This window comes from Spartobacteria bacterium UBA695 (assembly GCA_002298145.1).
Lineage (GTDB): Bacteria > Verrucomicrobiota > Verrucomicrobiia > Chthoniobacterales > Chthoniobacteraceae > UBA695.
Genome location: DBMP01000024.1, coordinates 83,050 through 101,507, shown reverse-complemented (window position 1 = coordinate 101,507; position 18,458 = coordinate 83,050). Strand labels below are relative to the sequence as shown.

16 protein-coding genes are annotated in these 18,458 nt (G+C 60.9%); 6 read left to right on the top strand and 10 right to left on the bottom strand.

The genetic code is table 11. The features are described from left to right. The first annotated feature begins 84 nt into the window (after window positions 1-84). On the top strand, window positions 85-507 hold the full coding sequence (locus B2828_RS13825) for a DUF6941 family protein (RefSeq protein WP_479634349.1): 423 nt from the start codon (window positions 85-87) through the stop codon (window positions 505-507). A gap of 94 nt (window positions 508-601) precedes the next feature. Here B2828_RS13825 and B2828_RS13820 read toward each other — a convergent pair whose 3' ends face one another. Then, a complete protein-coding gene (locus B2828_RS13820) occupies window positions 602-2,644 on the bottom strand; it encodes a transglycosylase domain-containing protein (protein WP_479634348.1) in 2,043 nt (680 codons plus the stop codon). Window positions 2,645-2,704: 60 nt separating this feature from the next. Between B2828_RS13820 and B2828_RS13815 the strand changes: the two genes are divergently transcribed. The 4 genes from B2828_RS13815 (at window position 2,705) to B2828_RS13800 (ending at window position 7,449) form a co-directional block, all read left to right on the top strand. Next, window positions 2,705-3,937, top strand: a complete 1,233-nt coding sequence (locus B2828_RS13815) for a glycoside hydrolase family 1 protein (RefSeq protein ID WP_479634347.1) — start codon at window positions 2,705-2,707, stop codon at window positions 3,935-3,937. A 290-nt stretch (window positions 3,938-4,227) separates the two neighbouring features. Beyond that, a complete protein-coding gene (locus B2828_RS13810; RefSeq protein WP_479634346.1) occupies window positions 4,228-5,331 on the top strand; it encodes an efflux RND transporter periplasmic adaptor subunit in 1,104 nt (367 codons plus the stop codon). 31 nt (window positions 5,332-5,362) lie between these two features. Beyond that, window positions 5,363-6,112, top strand: a complete 750-nt coding sequence (locus B2828_RS13805) for an ABC transporter ATP-binding protein (RefSeq protein WP_479634345.1) — start codon at window positions 5,363-5,365, stop codon at window positions 6,110-6,112. Then, window positions 6,109-7,449, top strand: coding sequence for an ABC transporter permease (locus tag B2828_RS13800; RefSeq protein ID WP_479634344.1), 1,341 nt, complete (start codon window positions 6,109-6,111; stop codon window positions 7,447-7,449). The genes B2828_RS13805 and B2828_RS13800 overlap by 4 nt, the downstream gene beginning before the upstream one ends. A gap of 31 nt (window positions 7,450-7,480) precedes the next feature. Here the strand turns inward: B2828_RS13800 and B2828_RS13795 are convergent, their stop codons facing one another. From B2828_RS13795 to bamA, 5 genes are all read right to left on the bottom strand, one after another. Further along, window positions 7,481-8,623, bottom strand: a complete 1,143-nt coding sequence (locus B2828_RS13795) for an iron-containing alcohol dehydrogenase (RefSeq protein ID WP_479634343.1) — start codon at window positions 8,621-8,623, stop codon at window positions 7,481-7,483. Between the two features lie 147 nt (window positions 8,624-8,770). Beyond that, the gene (locus tag B2828_RS13790; protein ID WP_479634342.1) at window positions 8,771-9,277 is read right to left on the bottom strand and encodes a 3D domain-containing protein; all 507 of its coding nucleotides are present in this window, start codon (window positions 9,275-9,277) and stop codon (window positions 8,771-8,773) included. A gap of 88 nt (window positions 9,278-9,365) precedes the next feature. After that, window positions 9,366-10,397 carry a UDP-3-O-(3-hydroxymyristoyl)glucosamine N-acyltransferase gene (gene lpxD / locus B2828_RS13785; RefSeq protein ID WP_479634341.1) on the bottom strand — a complete coding sequence of 344 codons (1,032 nt, stop codon included), beginning with the start codon at window positions 10,395-10,397 and terminating at the stop codon, window positions 9,366-9,368. Next, complete coding sequence (locus B2828_RS13780; protein ID WP_479634339.1) at window positions 10,397-11,035, bottom strand: OmpH/Skp family outer membrane protein; 639 nt, start codon at window positions 11,033-11,035, stop codon at window positions 10,397-10,399. The genes lpxD and B2828_RS13780 overlap by 1 nt, the downstream gene beginning before the upstream one ends. A gap of 50 nt (window positions 11,036-11,085) precedes the next feature. Continuing rightward, a complete protein-coding gene (gene bamA, locus B2828_RS13775) occupies window positions 11,086-13,407 on the bottom strand; it encodes an outer membrane protein assembly factor BamA (RefSeq protein ID WP_479634338.1) in 2,322 nt (773 codons plus the stop codon). Window positions 13,408-13,871: 464 nt separating this feature from the next. Here bamA and B2828_RS13770 point away from each other — a divergent pair, with 464 nt between their 5' ends. Next, the gene (locus tag B2828_RS13770) at window positions 13,872-14,264 is read left to right on the top strand and encodes an RNA recognition motif domain-containing protein (RefSeq protein ID WP_479634337.1); all 393 of its coding nucleotides are present in this window, start codon (window positions 13,872-13,874) and stop codon (window positions 14,262-14,264) included. A 93-nt stretch (window positions 14,265-14,357) separates the two neighbouring features. Here B2828_RS13770 and hemB read toward each other — a convergent pair whose 3' ends face one another. From hemB to B2828_RS13750, 4 genes are all read right to left on the bottom strand, one after another. Then, the gene (gene hemB, locus B2828_RS13765; RefSeq protein WP_479634336.1) at window positions 14,358-15,350 is read right to left on the bottom strand and encodes a porphobilinogen synthase; all 993 of its coding nucleotides are present in this window, start codon (window positions 15,348-15,350) and stop codon (window positions 14,358-14,360) included. Window positions 15,351-15,407: 57 nt separating this feature from the next. Further along, on the bottom strand, window positions 15,408-15,938 hold the full coding sequence (locus B2828_RS13760) for a hypothetical protein (protein WP_479634335.1): 531 nt from the start codon (window positions 15,936-15,938) through the stop codon (window positions 15,408-15,410). A 75-nt stretch (window positions 15,939-16,013) separates the two neighbouring features. Beyond that, window positions 16,014-17,042 (bottom strand): cytochrome d ubiquinol oxidase subunit II, encoded by a 1,029-nt coding sequence (gene cydB / locus B2828_RS13755; protein WP_479634334.1) that lies wholly within the window; start codon window positions 17,040-17,042, stop codon window positions 16,014-16,016. Beyond that, window positions 17,035-18,405 carry a cytochrome ubiquinol oxidase subunit I gene (locus tag B2828_RS13750; RefSeq protein ID WP_479634333.1) on the bottom strand — a complete coding sequence of 457 codons (1,371 nt, stop codon included), beginning with the start codon at window positions 18,403-18,405 and terminating at the stop codon, window positions 17,035-17,037. Before B2828_RS13750 ends, cydB begins: the two co-directional genes overlap by 8 nt. Between the last annotated feature and the right edge of the window lie 53 nt (window positions 18,406-18,458).

Below are 18,458 nucleotides of genomic sequence, written 5' to 3'. Positions count from 1 at the left end.
TCGGGAATGTTACGTTGAAAAGCGCAAACATCATCGAATTTCGCTTGCCGAGTACACGCTCTCCTGCTCATCCTCCACCCCAGCATGGCCAAACACATTGTCCCCACCCTTCAGGCCTCCGTCGTCTGTGAAGACGTCCGGCAGGAAAACAACGGAATGCAGTCGCTCGTGGGCGTCCTAAACCTGATCCCCGCGACCAAGGTCCCCGTCGGGCTCCTCAAACTGGCCGTCTGGACGCGCTGGGTAGGCGGCATCGGCAAATTCAAGCAAAAAGCCCGCATCCTGGCCCCCGACAAGACCGTTCTTGGCGAAGCCGAAGTCGAGTTCGAGCTTCAAGACACCATCGGCCAGGCCACCAACGTCAATTTCTTCGCAGGCGTGCAGTTCAAGGACTTCGGCACCTACCTGGTCGAAATCTACGTCGAAGACAAGGAAATCATCCACTACCCCTTCCACGTCGTCCAGGTCCAGCAGCAGCAACAGCCCGCCGCCGCCCCGGCCCAGTAGAGAGCTTACAACCCCGAGAAAATTAACCCACCTCAACAACAGCCCGGAACGGGAAACCGCTCCGGGCTTTTTTGTGCCCCTGAAAGGCGCATGATTACTGCCCGCCGCCGAACAGGTGGCGGAACGTATTAAAGATCCGCGAAGGCAGCGCCTTGCGAACCGGCTCGCCGGGATTCTCCGGACCGCCCGGGGAAGCCCCCGGCTGCGGTGCCTGGAAACGATCCGGCTGCTGGAACGTGCGCGAGGCATAGCGGTCCCCCGCCGCGTTCATCACATCGCTCCATACCGGCAGCGCCAGCGCCGCCCCGTAGCCGTGTGGCATAATCGGCGCAGGCTCATCCAACCCCACCCAGACGCCGCACGTCAGCGTCGCCGTGTAGCCCACGAACCACGCATCCTTGTAATCATTCGTCGTCCCCGTCTTACCCGCCGCTGGCTTGTGGTAATCCGCCGAAGCCGCCGTCCCGCGCTCCATCACCTTTTGCAGCGCCCCCGTAATCATCCAGCACACCGAAGGCGAGAGCGCCCGCGTCTCCACCGGATTGCTGCGAAAGAGCACCTTCCCGTGAGCATCCTCCACCCGCCAAATCAGAAACGGCTGGCGGCGCATCCCGGCGTTGGGGAAAAGCGTGTAGGCCGATACCAAGTCGCGCAACGAGCACTCAAAAGCCCCCAGGTAAACCGCCGGAAAATGAGGAATCTCCCCCAGCCCCGCATCCCGGGCCACCTTGCAAACCGCGTCGAGCCCCGCCAAGTTCCCCACCCGTGCGCTCATCGTATTGCGGGAATGGACCAGCCCCTCCTCCGCCGGTAGAACACCCCGGAACGAGCCGTCGGAATTAGAGGGATGCCAGTTTGGCGCGCCCCGGATCTCCCCGCGCTGGATCGCATCGTCGCTCACCGGCGTCGAGGGCGACACCGCGCCGCTCGCAAACGCCGCCGCGTAGACAAACGGCTTAAACGTCGAGCCGATCTGCCGCTTGGCATAAACGCGGTTATACGTGCTCTCCGCGTAATTGCGCCCCCCGGCCATCGCCCGGATACCGCCCGTCGCGTTATCAAGGAGCAGTAGAGCCCCCTGCAAATAAGGCGTCTTGGAAGCCCCATCCGTGCGTCCGCCGAAATCCGCCCGCTTCGGGTGGCCGAACCCCGGCCGCGCCTCCACCTTGGCCAACTCCGAGTCGAGCGCCGCCTCCGCCGCCTTTTGCAGCGCAGGGTCCAGCGTCGTGTAAATCCTCAGCCCCCCCTCCGCCAGCTGATCACTATCAAGATTCGCATTCAGCTCATCCTCAATCGCCCCCATCGGGTAGCCATCGCTCGGCCGGGGCGGGCGCGTCGCCGAAACCTGCACCGGCTGCGACTTCGCCTGCGCCGCCTTCTCCTCCGTCAGCTTGCCCGTCTGCACCATTCGGTCGAGCACCGTATCGCGCTGCTTGAGCGAAGCCTCCAGATTCCGGAAAGGCGAGAAACGCTCCGGCGAACGGATCAGCCCCGCCAGCACCCCCGCCTCCCCCAGGTTGAGCTGCCCGCTCGGTTTATTAAAATACGCCCGGCTCGCCGTCTCCACCCCGTACATCCCCGAGCCGAAGTAAATCCGGTTCACGTAAAGCTCCAGGATCTGCGACTTCGAGAAATTCCGCTCGATCCGCAGCGAAACGAACGCCTCCAGCAGCTTGCGGTGGAGATTCTTGCCGCCCAACTCGAACGAATTGCGCGCCAGCTGCTGAGTCAGCGTACTGGCCCCCTCGCGCGCCTTGAGCCGGGTCGCATTGCGGAAAACCGCGCGCAAAATCCCCACCGGGTCCACCCCATGGTGCTGGTAAAAGCGGGTATCCTCCCGGGCCAGCAGAGCGTCGATAAAATAGGGCGAAACCTTCGCGATCGGCACCAGCAAACGGTCCTCCCCCGCCCGGCGCGCGAACGGCTGCCCATTGCAGTCGAAAATCACGCTCCGCTGCGGCATCACCTCTAGTTGTTTGAGGTCATAGAGCCCCGCCCACGAGCCATAGAGCCCGCAAACCGCCGCCCCCACCCCCAGCAACAGGGCAAAAACATACCGCTTCCAATGCCAGCGCTGGCCCGGCTTTGGTTTCGTCTTGGTTGCGGTTTTTCGTTTGGCCACGGAACGGCAAGGCATACCACGGATGCGGCAAAAAAGAAAGGGGCGCTTTAGCGGCGGCGCGCGAATCCCCCTTCGATGAAACACCCGTTATTCCGCAGCTTCTTCCTGGGCGGGTTTGAGTGCTCCACGCATCGGCTCGCCAACGGCCAGCGCCTCGACATGCTGGCCGCCACCCAGCACGACCGCTTCGCTGAAAGCGACTACCGCCTCCTCAAACGCTACGGAATGGAAACCGTTCGCGACGGCGTGCGCTGGCACCGGGTTGAAGAAAAGCCGGGCGTCTACAACTGGGCCAGCTTCCTGCCCATGATGCGGGCCGCGCGCGAGGCGGGCACCCAGGTCATCTGGGACCTCTTCCACTACGGCTGGCCCGACGACCTCGACCTCTTTTCCCCCCAGTTCGTCAACCGCTTTGCCAACTATGCCCGCCACTGGGCCTGGCTCATGAAAGACGAAGGGGAAGCCGCCCCGTGGGTCGCCCCCATCAACGAAATCTCCTTCTTCTCATGGGCCGCGGCACAGGAGGGCATTATGTACCCCTTTGCAAAGGGGCGCGGCCAGGAGCTCAAGCGCCAGCTCGTCCGGGCCTCGGTCGCCGCCATGACCGAGATGCGCGACGTCAACCCCGGGACGGTCTTTTTCCAGGTTGATCCAATGATCAACGTCATCGCCCGGCACGACCGCCCCCAGGATGCCCCCGAGGCCGAAGCCTTCCGCCAAAGCCAGTTCGAGGCCTGGGACATGCTCACCGGCCGCATCGAGCCCGAGCTGGGCGGCGCGCCGGAGTTCATGGACGTCCTCGGCGTCAACTACTACATCCACAACCAGTGGTGCTTCCCCGGCGGCCACGGCTCGATGCTCGCCCCGTCCGATCCGCGCTACCGGCACGTGCGCTGGATGCTGGCGGAAATTTACGAACGCTACGAGCGCCCGATCTTCATCGCTGAAACCGGCATCGAGGACGAGACCCGCCCCGCCTGGCTGCGCTATATCGTCAATGAGGCCGCGGCGGCGACGACGCTCGGTGTCCCTCTGGAGGGGATCTGCCTCTACCCGATCCTCAACCACCCCGGCTGGGAAGACGGTCGCCATTGTTACAATGGCCTTTTCGATTACGCCAACGAGGAGGGGGCTCGGGAGGTCTATCTCCCGCTGGCCACGGAGCTAGCCTATCAGGAGCACCGGATGGACGCGCTCCTTTCCGGTCGCCAGCCGTTCGTTGATATGTGGAACGCCTCCTCTTCCGCTCTCGACTGGGCCGCCCACGTCATGGAAGACCGCAGCGACCTCGGGCGCCAGCCAGCGTAGCCAGCGCAAGCGCTGGACCTTCTCGCGCTACCGCGCGATAGCGTCGGCTTCGCACGCCGCCTTGATCCGTTCGCGCTTTTCTTGCCCGGATGCTGCCGGGATTGAACCACAAGCGAGCTATTCGAAATCTGGAGAAGCATCCAAACCAGCAGTCGAACTCGAAGCGAGGGCTGTCTGTTTACCCCCCCCGCCAAATGAGCAACTTAAAGCAAATAGCCAAAAAAGGGGCGACTTTTTCTCGAACGAAAGCATTCCCCTTGGGGCCTATCTATGCTTTAGTCACTAGTTCGATGAAAAAGGCCCCCCTTATACTCCTAGCCTTCGTCGTTGTGGTGCTGACCCTCTGGTTCAGCCGCAACGCTCTGGGTGCATACTGGCAAAAAATCGCAGGTCCCAGCAAAACCGCCATCCCGGAAGAATACCTCGCCACCGCCGAGCGCCGTAACATCGACTACTCCATCGAAGTCTCCGGAGACGTCGCCCCCGAGTTTCAGCTTGAGGTAAAGTCCGAAGTCGGCGGCAAAGTCAAAGCCCTCCACGTCGAACCCGGCCAACAAGTCAAAGCCGGGCAATTACTCGCCGAAATCGACGACACCGATCTCCAGAACTCCAAGGCCTCCGCCGTCGCCGAAGTCACCGGCTGCCAGCTCAGCGTCGATCGCGCCATGCACAACTTCAACCGCGGCAAGGAACTCTTCAAAGCCAAGCTGATCACCAAGGAATCCTTCGACAACCTCGAGAGCGACCTCGCCATCGCCAAAAACGAACTCTCCAAATCCCAGCGCAAACTGCAAAGCGCCGAAGACCAGATCACCAAAAGCCGCCTCGTCGCCGCCATCGACGGCACCGTCCTGCAAGTCCAAGTCATCGAAGGCCAGGTCGTCGTCGCCGCGGGCAGCGTCAACTCCGGCACCACGCTCCTGACCATAGCCGACCTCTCCAAGCTCCTCGTCACCACCAACGTCAACCAAGTCGACGTCGCGCGGCTCAGCCTCAAGCAAGTCGTCACCGTGCGCATGGAATCCATCAAACAGGAAACCATGGACGCCCGCATCAGCTTCATCGCCCCCGTGGCCACAATCAAAAACAGCGTCAAAGGCTTCCAAGTCCAGGCCGCCATCCTCAAACCCAGCGCGCGCCTGCGGCCCGGCATGATGGTCAACCTGGCCGTCCCCGTCGCCCACGCCGACCAAGCCATCGCCATCCCCGTTTCCGCCGTCTTCAAAGGCCGCAACGACAAACAAGTCGTCTACCTCATCGAAAACGGCGTCCCGCGCGAACAGGAAGTCACCGTCGGCGTCGCAGCCCTGGACTACGCCGAAGTCAAAGAAGGCCTCAAACCCGGCGACCAGATCCTCACCGTAGAACCCCGCGTCCTGGAGAAAAAGGGCTAACGCTCGTTTCAGCCCCCCCGCCTCCCCAGCCATGGCCCTCGTTGAACTCCGCGACATTCGCAAAATCTACCACGTCGGCGACCAGGACATCGCCGCCCTCGACGGCGTATCGCTCACCATCGACGCTGGCGAATTCCTCTGCATCATCGGCCCCAGCGGCTCCGGGAAATCGACCCTAATGCACCTTCTGGGCTGCCTCGACACCCCCACCAGCGGCAGCCTCCTTATCGACGGCGTCGACGTCTCCAACGCCACCGACGACCAGCTCTCCAGAATGCGGAACTCGAAAATCGGCTTCGTCTTCCAGGCCTTCAACCTCCTGCCCAAGCTCGACGTCCTCCACAACGTCGAACTGCCCATGGTCTACGCCGGAGTCAGCGCCAAAGTACGGCGCGAGCGGGCCATCGCCGCCATCGAGCGCGTCGACCTCGGCCACCGCATGTACAACACCCCGCTCCAGCTCAGCGGCGGCCAGTGCCAGCGCGTCGCCATCGCGCGAGCGATTGTGAATAACCCAAAAATCGTCTTCGCCGACGAGCCCACCGGCAACCTCGACTCCAAAACCGGCGAAACGATCCTCACCCTCTTCCGCGAACTCGCCGAGAGCGGCTGCACCATCGTCATCGTCACCCACGACAACAACATCGCCTCCCGCCTGCCCCGGCGCATCGAAATGCGCGACGGGCGCATCCGCGTCGGCGTCGAGGCCGCCAAATCCCAGACCGCGCCGCTACTCGTATCCCACCCGACCCCGCAAAAAGGCGAGGAGGCCCAGCCGTGAACTTCTGGTTTGGCCTCATCATCGGGCTCAAAGAAATCGGCGCCCACAAATTCCGCAGCTTCCTGACCATGCTCGGGATCATCCTCGGCGTCGCCAGCCTGCTCTCCATGTTCGCCCTCACCGAAGGCGTCGCCCGAGGCATGCGCGAAATGCTCGCCGCCAGCGGTGGCGTACAGCGCGTAGAGGTGAATAACAAAGAGCCCTCCGAAGAAAAGCAAGACCTCGCCTTCCTCTCCCCCGGCCGCACCATGGACGACGTCGCCGCGCTCGAAAAAGGAGCCTCACTGGTCGACCTCGTAGTCCCCGAAATGAACCAAGGCATGCCGATCAGCCGGGACAACAAAACCCTCCGGCTCAAAGCCATCGGCACCTCGCCCGGCTACTTCGAGCTGGGCATCCTCGAACTGGAAGAGGGCCGCCTGCTCGCACAGAACGACATCGACCAAGTCAACCGTGTCGTCGTCATCGGCTCCGACATCCCCGGCGAACTCTGGCCCGAGAACCCCAGCTACCGCCCCATCGGCGAAAGCATCCGCATCATGGGCGTCCCCTACCGCATCGTCGGCATCCTCAAGCACTACGAAAGCAACGCCGCCAAGCGCAAACGCGAAGCAGGCGTCAGCGACGCCCAGCTCAAGCGCCGCATGGCCCGCATGGGCAAAACGAAAAAGAAAATGCGCCAGTACGACCAGTTCTGGGAAAAAAACCACTGTATCGCCGTCCCCTACAGCACCTATTTCAACGACTTCCGCACCGCCTCCAACGCCGACGGCAGCCCCAACCGCAAGCTCGACCGCCTTTCCTTCCGCGTCGCCGACATCGCCCTCTTTGACGAAACCCTCACCCAAGTCCGTTCCATCCTCGACCGGACCCACCGCGGCATCGACGACTTCGGCTTCGACACCCGCGAAGAATGGTTCGATAACATCGAGAGCAGCATCCGCGCGACCCGCACCAGCGGCAGCCTCATCGCAGGCATCAGCCTGCTCGTCGGCGGCATCGGCATCACCAACATCATGCTCGCGAGCATCACCGAGCGCATCCGCGAAATCGGCGTCCGGCGGGCCATCGGTGCCCGGCGGCACGATATTTTCGTACAGATCGTCGTCGAGAGCGGCGTCATCGGGGTCATCGGCGGCATCCTTGGGCTCCTGGCCGCCACCGGCGTCGTGCAAGTCCTCGTCCTCCTCTCCCCGGTCGAAAACGCCCCCATCATCACCTTTAGCGCCGTCATGATCTCCTTTGGCTTCGCCGTGGGCATCGGCGTCATCTCCGGCCTCTACCCGGCGTGGAAAGCCTCCACCCTCGATCCCATCGAGGCGCTCCGGTACGGATAAACCGGAACGCCGCTTTGGGCCGCCCCCAAGCCTACGCCCGGGAGCGCAGAATAGCCGCCACCGCGTCCGGAGTTAGATCCTGGTGCTCGCCCAGCACCGTCCCGCGCTCGGTGAAACGCGCCCGCACCTTCTCCGCCGCCTCCTCCGCATCGATCTGGTAATCCGAAAGGCGCGTCGGCATCCCGAGGGATTGGAAAAACTGCTCCGTCGCGGCAATCGCCGCCTGCGCCGTCTGCACCCCCCAGACCCGCACCCCGTACTGTTCAAGCTTGGCCGCCTTGTGCTCAAGCTCCCGCTCCCACACCCCGGGCAGCACAATGGCCAGGCTCTCCGCATGATCCAGCCCATAGAATGCCGTCAACTCATGGCCGATCATATGCGTCGACCAGTCCTGTGGCACCCCGCAGGCGATCAGCGTATTGAGGGCCAGCGTCGCGCTCCACATAAACGCCGCGCGGGCGTCGTAATTTTGAGGTTCCGCGAGCGTCACCGGCCCGACCTCCACCAGCGTCTGGAGAATCGACTCCGAAAAACGATCCTGCAACGGCGCATACACCGGGAACGTCAGGTATTGCTCCATCACATGCACAAACGAATCGACCACCCCGTTGCGCACCTGTTTTTTCGGCAGCGTGAACGTCGTTTCAGGGTCCAGCACCGAGAACACCGGGAAAACCAGCCCGGAGGCCAGCGCCAGCTTCTCGTGGGTCGCCTGGCGCGAAATGACCGCGTTTCCATTCGACTCCGAGCCCGTTGCAGGCAGCGTCAACACCGCCCCCAGCGGCAGCGCGGCCTGAATCTCCTCGCCACCCGTCAGCAAAATTTCCCACGGCTCCTCCCCCTTGTAGAGGCTCGCTGCCGCGATGAACTTAGCCGCGTCGACCACCGAACCGCCCCCCACCGCCAGGATGAAGCCGACGCCGTGCGCCTTGACTTCATCCACCGCCTTCAAACACGTTTCATAAACCGGGTTCGCCTCGATGCCGCCAAACTCAATCACCTGGTGCGCCTTCAGCGCCGCCCGAACCTGATCGTAAACGCCATTACGCTTAATGGAGCCGCCACCGTAAAGAAAAAGGACCGGCCGTTCAGCAGGAATACGTTCCGTGATTTGGGCAATCATCCCGCGCCCAAAAAGAATTTCCGTAGGGTTCTTAAAAACGAAATTATCCATGGGCGGGATCCTACCAAACCCCCGCAAAAAAGAGCATCTAGAACGTGGGGATTCCTAGGGTAGGTAAAACGATGACCGAAGCCCCCGGATTCACCGAGGCAAGCGACGCCGCTCGGGGGGGATACGGAGATTTTATCGTTTAGCCCATCAGTCCACCTTGTGGAACTGCTTTGGCATACCGTGCGATTGCTTGCGCAGCGCCGTGAGCATCCGCCGGACATAGCCCACGTTTTCGCGTGGGGAAAGCACCTCCAGGCTTCGGCGAGCCGACCCCCACTCCTCAATCTCGATATACACATCCCGCGTCCCCCACGCATGCATCGCCCGGGAATGCGGCATATAGAGGTCGATCGTACGCGTCCCGACCATGGCCGACCCGTAATCGTCGATAATGAAGCGGTCCCCTGTTTCAACCATCCGGAACCGGGTCCCCAGCGGAAACACCGACCAGTCTGAAGCCGCACTGGTCACCTTCCCATATTGGAGGGATCGTCCGACGGCATTGCGCCTGCCGACATAGGCCGTAGTCTTCACCTTGAGGACCTTGCCCGGAACCGGCGGGCCAAAAAGATCCCGCTCCAAAACAGCCCCCGTCTGGGCGCACCCGCCGAAGAGACACAAAATCCCGGGGACTAATAAGAGGAAGAATTTCATCGGCGGGGGGTGGAGGAGCAAAGCTAATGCTGGCACGCCCCGGCCCGCTCGTCAACCCCGGCCGGGGAAAAAGCCCGTTGACTTTAAGTTAGTCCGCAGCGCGACCGGCAGCCCGATCTTCGAGCCGCTTGACGCGTTCAATAAGTTTGGGAATGCGTTTGACGTAGGCCACGCGTTCCTTCGCTTCATGAATGGGGCTGGCGGGTGACCCCCACCACATCTCCTTGGCCGGGATGCTCTTGCTCACCCCGCTCTTGGCGGCCACGATGGCCTGGTCGCCGATCTCGATGTGCCCCACCACGCCGACTTGGCCCGCGAGCGTGGCATAGTTGCCCACGCGGCTGCTGCCGGAAATACCAACCTGCGAAACCAGGATGCTGTGCTTGCCGATCACCACGTTGTGCGCGATCTGCACCAAGTTGTCGATCTTGGTCCCCTCGCCGATCCACGTCCGGCCAAAGCGGGCCCGGTCGATGGTGGTATTGGCCCCGATCTCGACGTCGTTATCGACCTGCACGATCCCAATCTGCGGAATTTTAACGTACCGGCCGTTGTTCATTTCGAACCCGAAGCCGTCGCTACCGATCACCGCGCCGCTATGGATCACCACGCGGTCGCCGAGCACACACCGCTCGCGAATCGAAACATTGGGGTAAATTTTACAGCCCGCGCCAAGCCGCGCTCCGTGGCCGATGTAGACATTCGCGCCCAGGAACGTCCCCTCGCCGATCTCCGCTCCCGCTTCGATCACCACATGGGCCTGGATCGTAACCTCCCCGCCGATGCGCGCCGTGGGATCGATCACCGCCGAGGGATGAATCCCCGGCAGATACTCAATAGGCGCGGGAGCAAACTGCGTCACCACCTTGGAAAAGGCGAGCGACGGGTTGGCCACCTGGATCTGCGTCGGCGCGATGACCTCGGCAAAATCTTCCGGAACCAGCGCGCACGTAGCGCTGCTGGCCCTTAAAGCAGGAAGGTATTTCGCATTGCCGAAAAAGGTAATATCCCCGGCAGCGGCATCGGAAACGGAGGCTACACCCGTGATGGGAGCCTTTCCGTCACCGCCGACAACACGTCCCCCCACTAGGGCTGCGAGTTCTTCAACGGTGGTCTGCACTATTTGGCCTTGAGAGGATCAGCCGCCTTGGGAGCGTCGGAGGGAGAGGCAGAAGCCGCCGCCGCGTCCTTGTTCTTGTTCAGCGCCTTGATGATATCGTCGCTGAAATCGGCCGCCTCACGGGAATAGAGAACCACTTCGATACCGTTGGAGGTCAGGCCCGATTTATCGAGCACGAGGTCATACTGCTCGGCCTTCACCTTGTCGGCGATCACCTTGCGGATTTCCTCAACGATACCGGAGCGCATGCGAGCCGCCTGCTCTTGCAGTTCTTTGAGGCGCTTCTGGCGGAGCTCCATGATGTCCTTTTCCTGGCGCTTCACGTCCTCGGCTTTGAGGTCGCGGTCCTTGGTCTTCTTCTCCTTGGCGTCTTTGCTCAGCTCGGGCTTGCTGATGTCGTCGTTGAGCTTCTTGACCTCGGAGAGGTTCTTGTTGAAGACATCGGCCCGGTCCTGCAACTCCTTCTGGGCAACCGCCTGGGCTTCGTCAACCCGCTTCTTGGCTTGCTCCGTCTTGTAGTAGTTGTTGAAAATACGATTCATGTCCACATAGCCGATTTTAACGTCGGCTTGGGCCATTGGAGCGGCGGAGATGAGGGCAACGGCCGCGAGGGCGGGAAGGATCAGGTTCAGTTTCATGATAAGAAATCAGTGTGGTCTATGCTATGACTGCCGAAACGGTAATCCGTTCAAAATTGGTAGCCAATATTAAAATTAAAGTGTCCGGCATGATTGGTTGAGTCGCCGTGGCTGACCGGATAACCGTAGTCGATCCGGATGGGGCCGATGGGCAAATCAAGCCGGATGCCGATACCGACGTCGGAGGCCACGTTGTCAGGGCTGAAGTCCCCGGCATCGGCGTTGACGTAACCGGCATCATAGAAGACGGCGCCGCGAACACGGTCGATGATCGGGTAGGTAAATTCTGCCGTGGCCCGGGCCAGGGAATCGCCGCCGATGGGGTTAGTATACTCGTCATGAGGGCCCACATCGCGGAATTTGAAGCCGCGCAGGTTATTGGAGCCACCCAGGTAGAGGCGGTCGAAGATCGGCACGTGGTTGCTGCCGGAAAAGTAGTTCACGCTAGCCAGCTCACCCGAAAGGGTAAGGATGGTATCCCACGGCAGGGAAACGTAGTGGGATGCGGTAAGGTCACCGCCGTAAATGTTATCGTTGCCCCCCAGCGGGCCGCCCGCGACATAGGCGGAAAGCTCAGCCCGCGTGCCCCGGCGGGTCAGGAAAACACTGTCGCGGGTATCGTAAACCAGCGAAGGCGTAATCTGGCTCTTGAGGTGATTGCCAGCGTCCTCGCGGATGGTGTTGGAAACATCGCTGTCCGAAACGTTGTAAATATCAATTTCCTCCAGCCGGTAATCCACGCGCCAGGAAAGGCGGTCGGTAATGGCCTTGCGGGTAAAGATGTTGAAGCCGTAGTTGCGCTGGTTGTAGACGCTGCTGAGGTAATCGGCCTCGCGCCAGAAAAGTTCGCCGCCAACGGCCAGCTGGTAGTCCAGGAAGTACGGCTCGGTAAGGGAAACCGTAAAGTCCTTCCGCTCGGAGCCCACCTGGGCGCGGGCCCGGAAGCGCTCGCCGCCACCGGTAAAGTTCGGCCAGTTGGTGATGTCGAAATTGCTCTGCGAGAGTTCGACGAAGCCGAGGATGCTATCCACCGTGCTGTACCCGGCGCCGAAGTTGAGCGAACCGGTCTTTTTCTCGCTCACGACCACGTTCATGTCCTTGCGGCCCGCGGCCAGGGTGTCGGACGGGAAAACGTCAACGCGTTCGAAGTAGTTGAGGTTCTGCAACCGCTGCTTGCTGGCGTCGGCGGCGACAGAATTGTAAAGTTCGCCAGGCCCGAGCAACAGTTCGCGGCGGATCACCTTGTCCTTGGTACGAGTGTTGCCGCTGATATTGACGCGTTCAACGTAGGACTGGGAGCCCTCTTCGATGCGGAAGGTCAGGCTCATCCGGTACCCTCCCGTGGGCGAGACCACCGGGGTAACGGAGGTATCAACGTACCCCTTGGCACCGTAAATATTCTGGATCATCTTCACGTCGGCCTGCACGGCCTCGGGGGAGTAAACCACTCCCTCCTTCTGCCGGAGCGGTGCGGCGAGTTCCGTGGCGGTAAAGAGCCGAGCCCCGCCGATGGTGAGGCTGCCGACATGGTACTGCGGCCCCTCGGCAATTGGGAAAGTCACCGTGACCTTGGCGCTGCCTTCCCGACGGGTGATGGTCGGTTCGCCAATCTTGACGTCCTCGTAACCGTGGTTCTGGTAGAAAGCGCGCAGAGCGTCGATGTCGGCGGAAAGGGTATCGGTATCGACATGGCCGGATTTGTCGATGAAGGAGAAGAGATAGTGGCGGCGAGTCTTGACGACCTTGCGGAGCGCCTTGGTGGAGAAGACCGTATTGCCCTCAAACTCCACGGTGCGAACCACCGTCTTGCCCGCCTCAATCACCGTAAAGGTCACGTTGGCCTTGCTGGTCTTTTCATCGGTCTTGATGTTCGTTTTAACATCCGTGTCCTTGTACCCCTTCTCGCGGTAGATGGTCAGGATCTTCTGGCGATCGGCCTCCACGTCGGCTTCGCTCAGCTCAGCCCCCTTCTTAATGGTCAGCTTTTTAAGCAAGCTGCGGGTCTTGACCTGCGTGGCTCCCTCGACATTGACCTCATCGACGGTCGCCTTGGTCTGCACTACGACGATCACCTTCAGGCCGCCATCGGGCAGTTTGTCATAGAAAAACCGGACATTGTAGACCTTGGCGGTCTTGTAAAGATTCCGAACATCCTCCTCAGCAACCCCCACCGAGTAGGGCTTACCCACCTTGGTGCGCATGTTGTTAAGGATCACTTCCTTGCTGACGGAAGCGGGTCCGGCGAACTGGACATCAATGCTTTTGACGACGGGAGCCTGGGCCTGTGGTTCCTGTGACCACGAAACGGGTGCGGCGACAATGCAGGCGGTGGCGACGGCAACCGCGGAAAGAAAATGTTTGCTGGTGCTCATAAATAACTTGGCCCTCTCCCATAGAAAGTGAGACGGAGTGGCCGAAATGAATGAAGATTTCCCGTCAAAAGGTCAAGAATCCTTTCCTAGGGGAAAGCCCCAAATATGTCATTTATTACCCAAGGCCCTGGGAACGTCCTTCAATCCCCCGGATCCTCCCCACCCGTTCATAGCTAGGAATGAGCATGATTGGATCATATATCCACCCCGCTCTGCCGCCCTAGAAGCGGCTTCAACCCTTGAGCCAAGGGTTATTAGAGAACCTGATTTTCATCAGGTTTTCCCGCAGCCCGAATTAACATTAAATCCGACGCGGATTTTGCTTTCCTTGCAAGCAAATAAGTTTACTGTGCGCCTCGTCAGCAGTGTTGGGGCAGGGGAGTTTGCGATTGAGTCAAATCAGTTGGCGACTTGAGACCGATGACCGGGGACCGTCCACCGCAGTGCTTGGCAGTTAAGTTAGTATGAGCAACAACAAACTTTACGTGGGGAATCTTCCCTTTAGCGTAACGGAACCCGATCTGCAGGACCTCTTCGGTCAAGCCGGCACCGTCAGTGACGTGATGCTGGTGCAGGACAAATTCACCGGCAAAAGCCGTGGATTTGCATTTGTCACCATGAGCAGCGAAGGCGAAGCCCAGAATGCCATTGAGCAGTTCCACGGCAAAGCCCTCGAAGGCCGTCCTCTCACTGTTAACGTTGCGCGCCCGCGCGAAGAACGCCCCGCCGGCGGCGGCGGACGCTCCTTCGGTGGCGGTGAGCGCCGTGGCGGTGGTGGTGGCGGATACGGCGGTGGCGACCGTCGTGGCGGTGGCCGCGACCGTGGCGACCGTGGCGACCGTGGTGGCCGCTACTAAAAACTCCTCCCTTTAAAAGCTGAGTTTTTTTTGCCGGTGCTGTTCTTTGACGAGCAGCACCGGTTTTTTTGTCTTCTTTTTTCGGGGCGGTCTCTACTTTCCCGAATGCCCCGAAAGCCAGCGGGCCACATCCCGGGCCGCGTAGGTTACGATCATATCAGCCCCCGCCCGCTTAAAGGAGAGCATCGTCTCCATCGTGGCGGCCCGCTCGTCCAGCCATCCATTGGCCACGGCGGCCTTGAGCATCGCGTACTCTCCGCTGACGTGATAAACCGCCGTCGGCATCTCAAAGCGCTCCTTCACCCGCCAAAGAATATCGAGGTAAGGCAACCCCGGCTTTACCATCACCATGTCGGCGGATTCCTCCAGGTCCAACGCCACTTCACGCAGCGCCTCGAGCGCATTGGCAGGGTCCATCTGGTAGCTGCGGCGATCGCCCGCCTGAGGAGCGCTGTCCGCCGCGTCGCGGAAGGGGCCATAAAATGCCGAGGCGAATTTCGCCGCATAGCTCAGGATCGCCGTGTTCTGGAATCCGCCCACATCCAGCGCCCGCCGGATCGCGGCCACCCGGCCATCCATCATGTCGCTGGGGGCCACGATATCCGCCCCGGCCGCCGCGTGGGAAACCGCCGTGCGCGCCAGCAGCTCCAGCGATTCATCGTTGAGCACCTCCACACAGCCAGCCTCGATCCGGGCAATGCCACAATGGCCGTGGCTCATATATTCGCACAGGCAAACGTCGGTGATGACGATCATCTCCGGCACCGCCCGCTTAATGGCCCGGACGGCCTGCTGAACGATCCCTTTTTCCGCATATGCCTGGCTGGCCAACTCATCTTTTTCCGAGGGAATCCCAAAAAGGAGCACGCTGCGGATGCCCTCCCCCCACGCCAGCGCGGCCTCGTCCGCTGCATCCTCAACCGTGAGTTGGGCTACCCCCGGCATGGATTCCACGGGAGTGCGCGAGGTGATGCGCTCGCTCACGAAAAGTGGGTATATCAAATCAGTCGCCGCCAAGCGGGTCTCGCGGACCATATCGCGAAAGGCCGCCGTGGCACGGAGTCTACGGGGACGGTGCGTTAACATTTGCCCTCCACCGTAACCCTTCATCCAAGGCTTGCGCAAGCCGGCAGGCGCGCCGGGCTATTCAAACTTGAACTTAGTCGTGAGCGTGGTCGGGTTGATGTACTCCGCCACCTGGGTCTGGCCACTGTAAAGGCGAAGCCAAATGCCCGCCAGCGTATCCTGGGCGCTTTGACGGCCAAATGTGACGCGACCATCGCTGTCCTTTTGCCCCACACGCCAGCCCGCCGCGGCATGCGCACTGTTGAGCACGACGTCCACCGTGGAAAACGTCCCCTTGGCACCACCCTTCATCGCGGGCACATTAAAGCTGCCGGTCACTTTCTCGACATTCTCGGCATTCTCCGCTTCGCCAATCCTCTGGCGCTTGACGTAAATAACGTAGCGCGCTGTCAAATCGGGGCTTGGCTTAAACGCACGGTTGAGGATATTGACCTCGCCCGTCCAGTTCTGGGAAGCCTTGACCGTGGCTTGGTCGCCGCCGGAGCCGCCCTTCTCTTTCTTCCGGTCCACGGTGATCTCATAATCCCCGGCAAAAGCTGTGAAGCAAGTTGCCGCCAATGCAATAAAAGTCGCCGCTCCGAGTTTCATACGGGGTTATCTACTCACATCGCGCTTTGCAGTGTCAATTGGAATAGGCCGCCCTCAGAACGATCAGGGTTTCCCCTAATAGCTCATCGGACCAAGCCGCACCTTGCCGCGGAAGATGCGGTAGATAACGGCCGTGTACGTCAGCACCAGCGGTACGCCGATGATGGCAATAATCAGCATGATCCAGAGCGTCTTTTGCGAGGAGGCCGCGTTGATTACCGTCAGGCTGTTCTCCGGGGAGGGCATTGAGAAAACCATATTCGGGAACATCCCGATCCCGAAGAGCGTCATCAGCGCCACCATGGCGAGGCAGGAGGAAAGGAAGGCTCTGAAATCCCGGCCAAGGTTGATTTCGCGCGGAATATTGGCGATGGCCAGTGCGTTAAAAACAGCCACCACATAGAGCCACGGATAAGCCCCCAGCGTCTCGGTCATATGCGGGACCCAGAGCAGAGTTGCCAGCGTCACCAGGATGTAACAAACCACGAAAATCGCCACGCTGCGTTTGGCCCAGGAGCGCAGTTTCTCGTGCAGTTTGCCCTCCGTTTTCAGCACGCCGTAGATCGCTCCGTGCATCGCGAAAAGCGCCACGGTCGTCACCCCGAGGAGCAGCGGGTAAGGCCGCAGCAGACCGAGGAAGGTTCCCGCATACTCGTGGTTGGCATCCAGCGGCACCCCCAGGGCGATATTCCCGAGCGCCACGCCGATTAAGAGCGCCGAAAGCACGCTGCCGATGCTAAAGCCCACGTCCCACATCTGCCGCCACCAACCCATCTCCATCTTGCTACGGAACTCGATGGCCACGGCGCGGAAAATCAGCGCGAAAAGCAGCAGAATAAAGGCGAGGTAAAAGCCCGAGAACACCGAGGCATACACCTCGGGGAAGGCCGCAAAGAGCGCGCCGCCGCCGGTGACGAGCCACACCTCGTTGCCGTCCCACACGGGGCCGATCGAGTTGAGCATCACGCGGCGTTCCGCGTCAGTTTTGGTGAAGAGGTGCAGCGTCCCCACCCCGAGGTCAAAACCGTCAAGGATGGCGTAGCCGGTGAAAAGGACACCCACCAGGATAAACCAGACCAGATTGAGAATCGGGACGTTAAACATCGGCGCGGGGTTCTTGTTGGAGCGGGGTCGTCGGAGGGAGATCCGACTCTTCCGGTCCATGTTGAATTTTGTGGTTCAAAAGGAAAATGAAGACAGCGAAGAGGAGCGCGTAAACCAACGAGAAGAGGACCAGCGAAGCCACGATCGGCTGTGCGCCAACCGTCTTCGAAAACGCGTCTGCGGTACGCAGCAGGCCGTAGACAATCCACGGCTGGCGGCCGATCTCCGCCGAAGCCCAGCCGAGCTGGTTGGCCAGTTGCGGCCCGAGCACCGCCAGCACTAGGAGGCCAAGCAGCCAACGCTGTTCATAAATCGCACCGCGAAGCAACTGGATCAGGCTGAAAATCGATAGAGCGATAAGCCCCATCCCGATGGCCACCATGGCATGGTAGGTCTGGAAAACCACATTAACTGGAGGCCGATCCCCCTCGGGGATTTTATCAAGGCCCGTCACCGGCTCATTCGGGTTGCCGGAAACCAGGAGGCTAAGCCCCCGGGGAATGGCAACCCCGAAGCGGACTTCCTGCTCTTTTTCATTCACCCAGCCAAAGAGCCACAGCGGAGCGGGCCCCGTCTTATAGAGGGCTTCGAACGCCGCCAGCTTGGCGGGCTGATTACGGCTCACCCCCACGGCGCTATCATGGCCGCTGACGAGCTGCAACAAGGAGGCCACCACCGCGACAATGAGCCCGATCTTGAGCCCGCGCCCGGCGAAATCCGTGTGCTTTTTCTTGAGCAAATACCAGGCGCTCACACTCACCACCATCCACGCCCCCGCCTGCCATGCGCCCAGCACCGTGTGCGTCAGGCGGTCGACGGTGGAAGGATTGAACACCAAAGCCCAGAAATCGGTAATCTCCGCGCGCCAGCGTCCCGCCGCCGTCTCCACCAGGTGATACCCAGCGGGCGTCTGCTGCCAGGAGTTGGCCACGATGATCCAGACGGCACTGAAATGCGCCCCGAGGGCCACCATGCAGGTGGCGAAAAAGTGGAGCTTCGGCCCAATACGGTCCCAGCCAAAGAGCAGCAACGCCAGGAAGCCGGATTCCAGGAAGAAAGCGAAGATCCCCTCCGAAGCCAGTGCGCTGCCGAAAACATCACCCACGAAGCGCGAGTAAACCGACCAGTTCGTGCCGAACTGGAATTCCATCACAATGCCCGTGGCGACACCGATGGCGAAGATCAGGCCGAAAATGCGGGTCCAGTAGCGGGCCATCTGGTGGTAGATGGGTTTGCCAGTGGCAAGCCACGTTCCCTCCATAATGACCAGGAGAAGCCCCAACCCTATCGATAACGGAGGGAAGAGGTAATGGAACCCCACGGTGAAAGCAAATTGCAGCCGGGCAAGGGTAAGGACATCCATAACGCTACCGGTGGGTTATTATCCTTTTTGCAGAAAAAAGCCAGCAGTAAAAT

Excerpts from the sequence above, each read along its gene's own strand:
- B2828_RS13825 (WP_479634349.1), top strand. The coding sequence starts at position 85 with ATGGCCAAACACATTGTCCCCACCCTTCAGGCCTCCGTCGTCTGTGAA.
- B2828_RS13820 (WP_479634348.1), bottom strand. The coding sequence starts at position 2,644 with ATGCCTTGCCGTTCCGTGGCCAAACGAAAAACCGCAACCAAGACGAAA.
- B2828_RS13815 (WP_479634347.1), top strand. The coding sequence starts at position 2,705 with ATGAAACACCCGTTATTCCGCAGCTTCTTCCTGGGCGGGTTTGAGTGC.
- B2828_RS13810 (WP_479634346.1), top strand. The coding sequence starts at position 4,228 with ATGAAAAAGGCCCCCCTTATACTCCTAGCCTTCGTCGTTGTGGTGCTG.
- B2828_RS13805 (WP_479634345.1), top strand. The coding sequence starts at position 5,363 with ATGGCCCTCGTTGAACTCCGCGACATTCGCAAAATCTACCACGTCGGC.
- B2828_RS13795 (WP_479634343.1), bottom strand. The coding sequence starts at position 8,623 with ATGGATAATTTCGTTTTTAAGAACCCTACGGAAATTCTTTTTGGGCGC.
- B2828_RS13790 (WP_479634342.1), bottom strand. The coding sequence starts at position 9,277 with ATGAAATTCTTCCTCTTATTAGTCCCCGGGATTTTGTGTCTCTTCGGC.
- B2828_RS13780 (WP_479634339.1), bottom strand. The coding sequence starts at position 11,035 with ATGAAACTGAACCTGATCCTTCCCGCCCTCGCGGCCGTTGCCCTCATC.
- bamA (WP_479634338.1), bottom strand. The coding sequence starts at position 13,407 with ATGAGCACCAGCAAACATTTTCTTTCCGCGGTTGCCGTCGCCACCGCC.
- B2828_RS13770 (WP_479634337.1), top strand. The coding sequence starts at position 13,872 with ATGAGCAACAACAAACTTTACGTGGGGAATCTTCCCTTTAGCGTAACG.
- hemB (WP_479634336.1), bottom strand. The coding sequence starts at position 15,350 with ATGTTAACGCACCGTCCCCGTAGACTCCGTGCCACGGCGGCCTTTCGC.
- B2828_RS13760 (WP_479634335.1), bottom strand. The coding sequence starts at position 15,938 with ATGAAACTCGGAGCGGCGACTTTTATTGCATTGGCGGCAACTTGCTTC.
- cydB (WP_479634334.1), bottom strand. The coding sequence starts at position 17,042 with ATGTTTAACGTCCCGATTCTCAATCTGGTCTGGTTTATCCTGGTGGGT.
- B2828_RS13750 (WP_479634333.1), bottom strand. The coding sequence starts at position 18,405 with ATGGATGTCCTTACCCTTGCCCGGCTGCAATTTGCTTTCACCGTGGGG.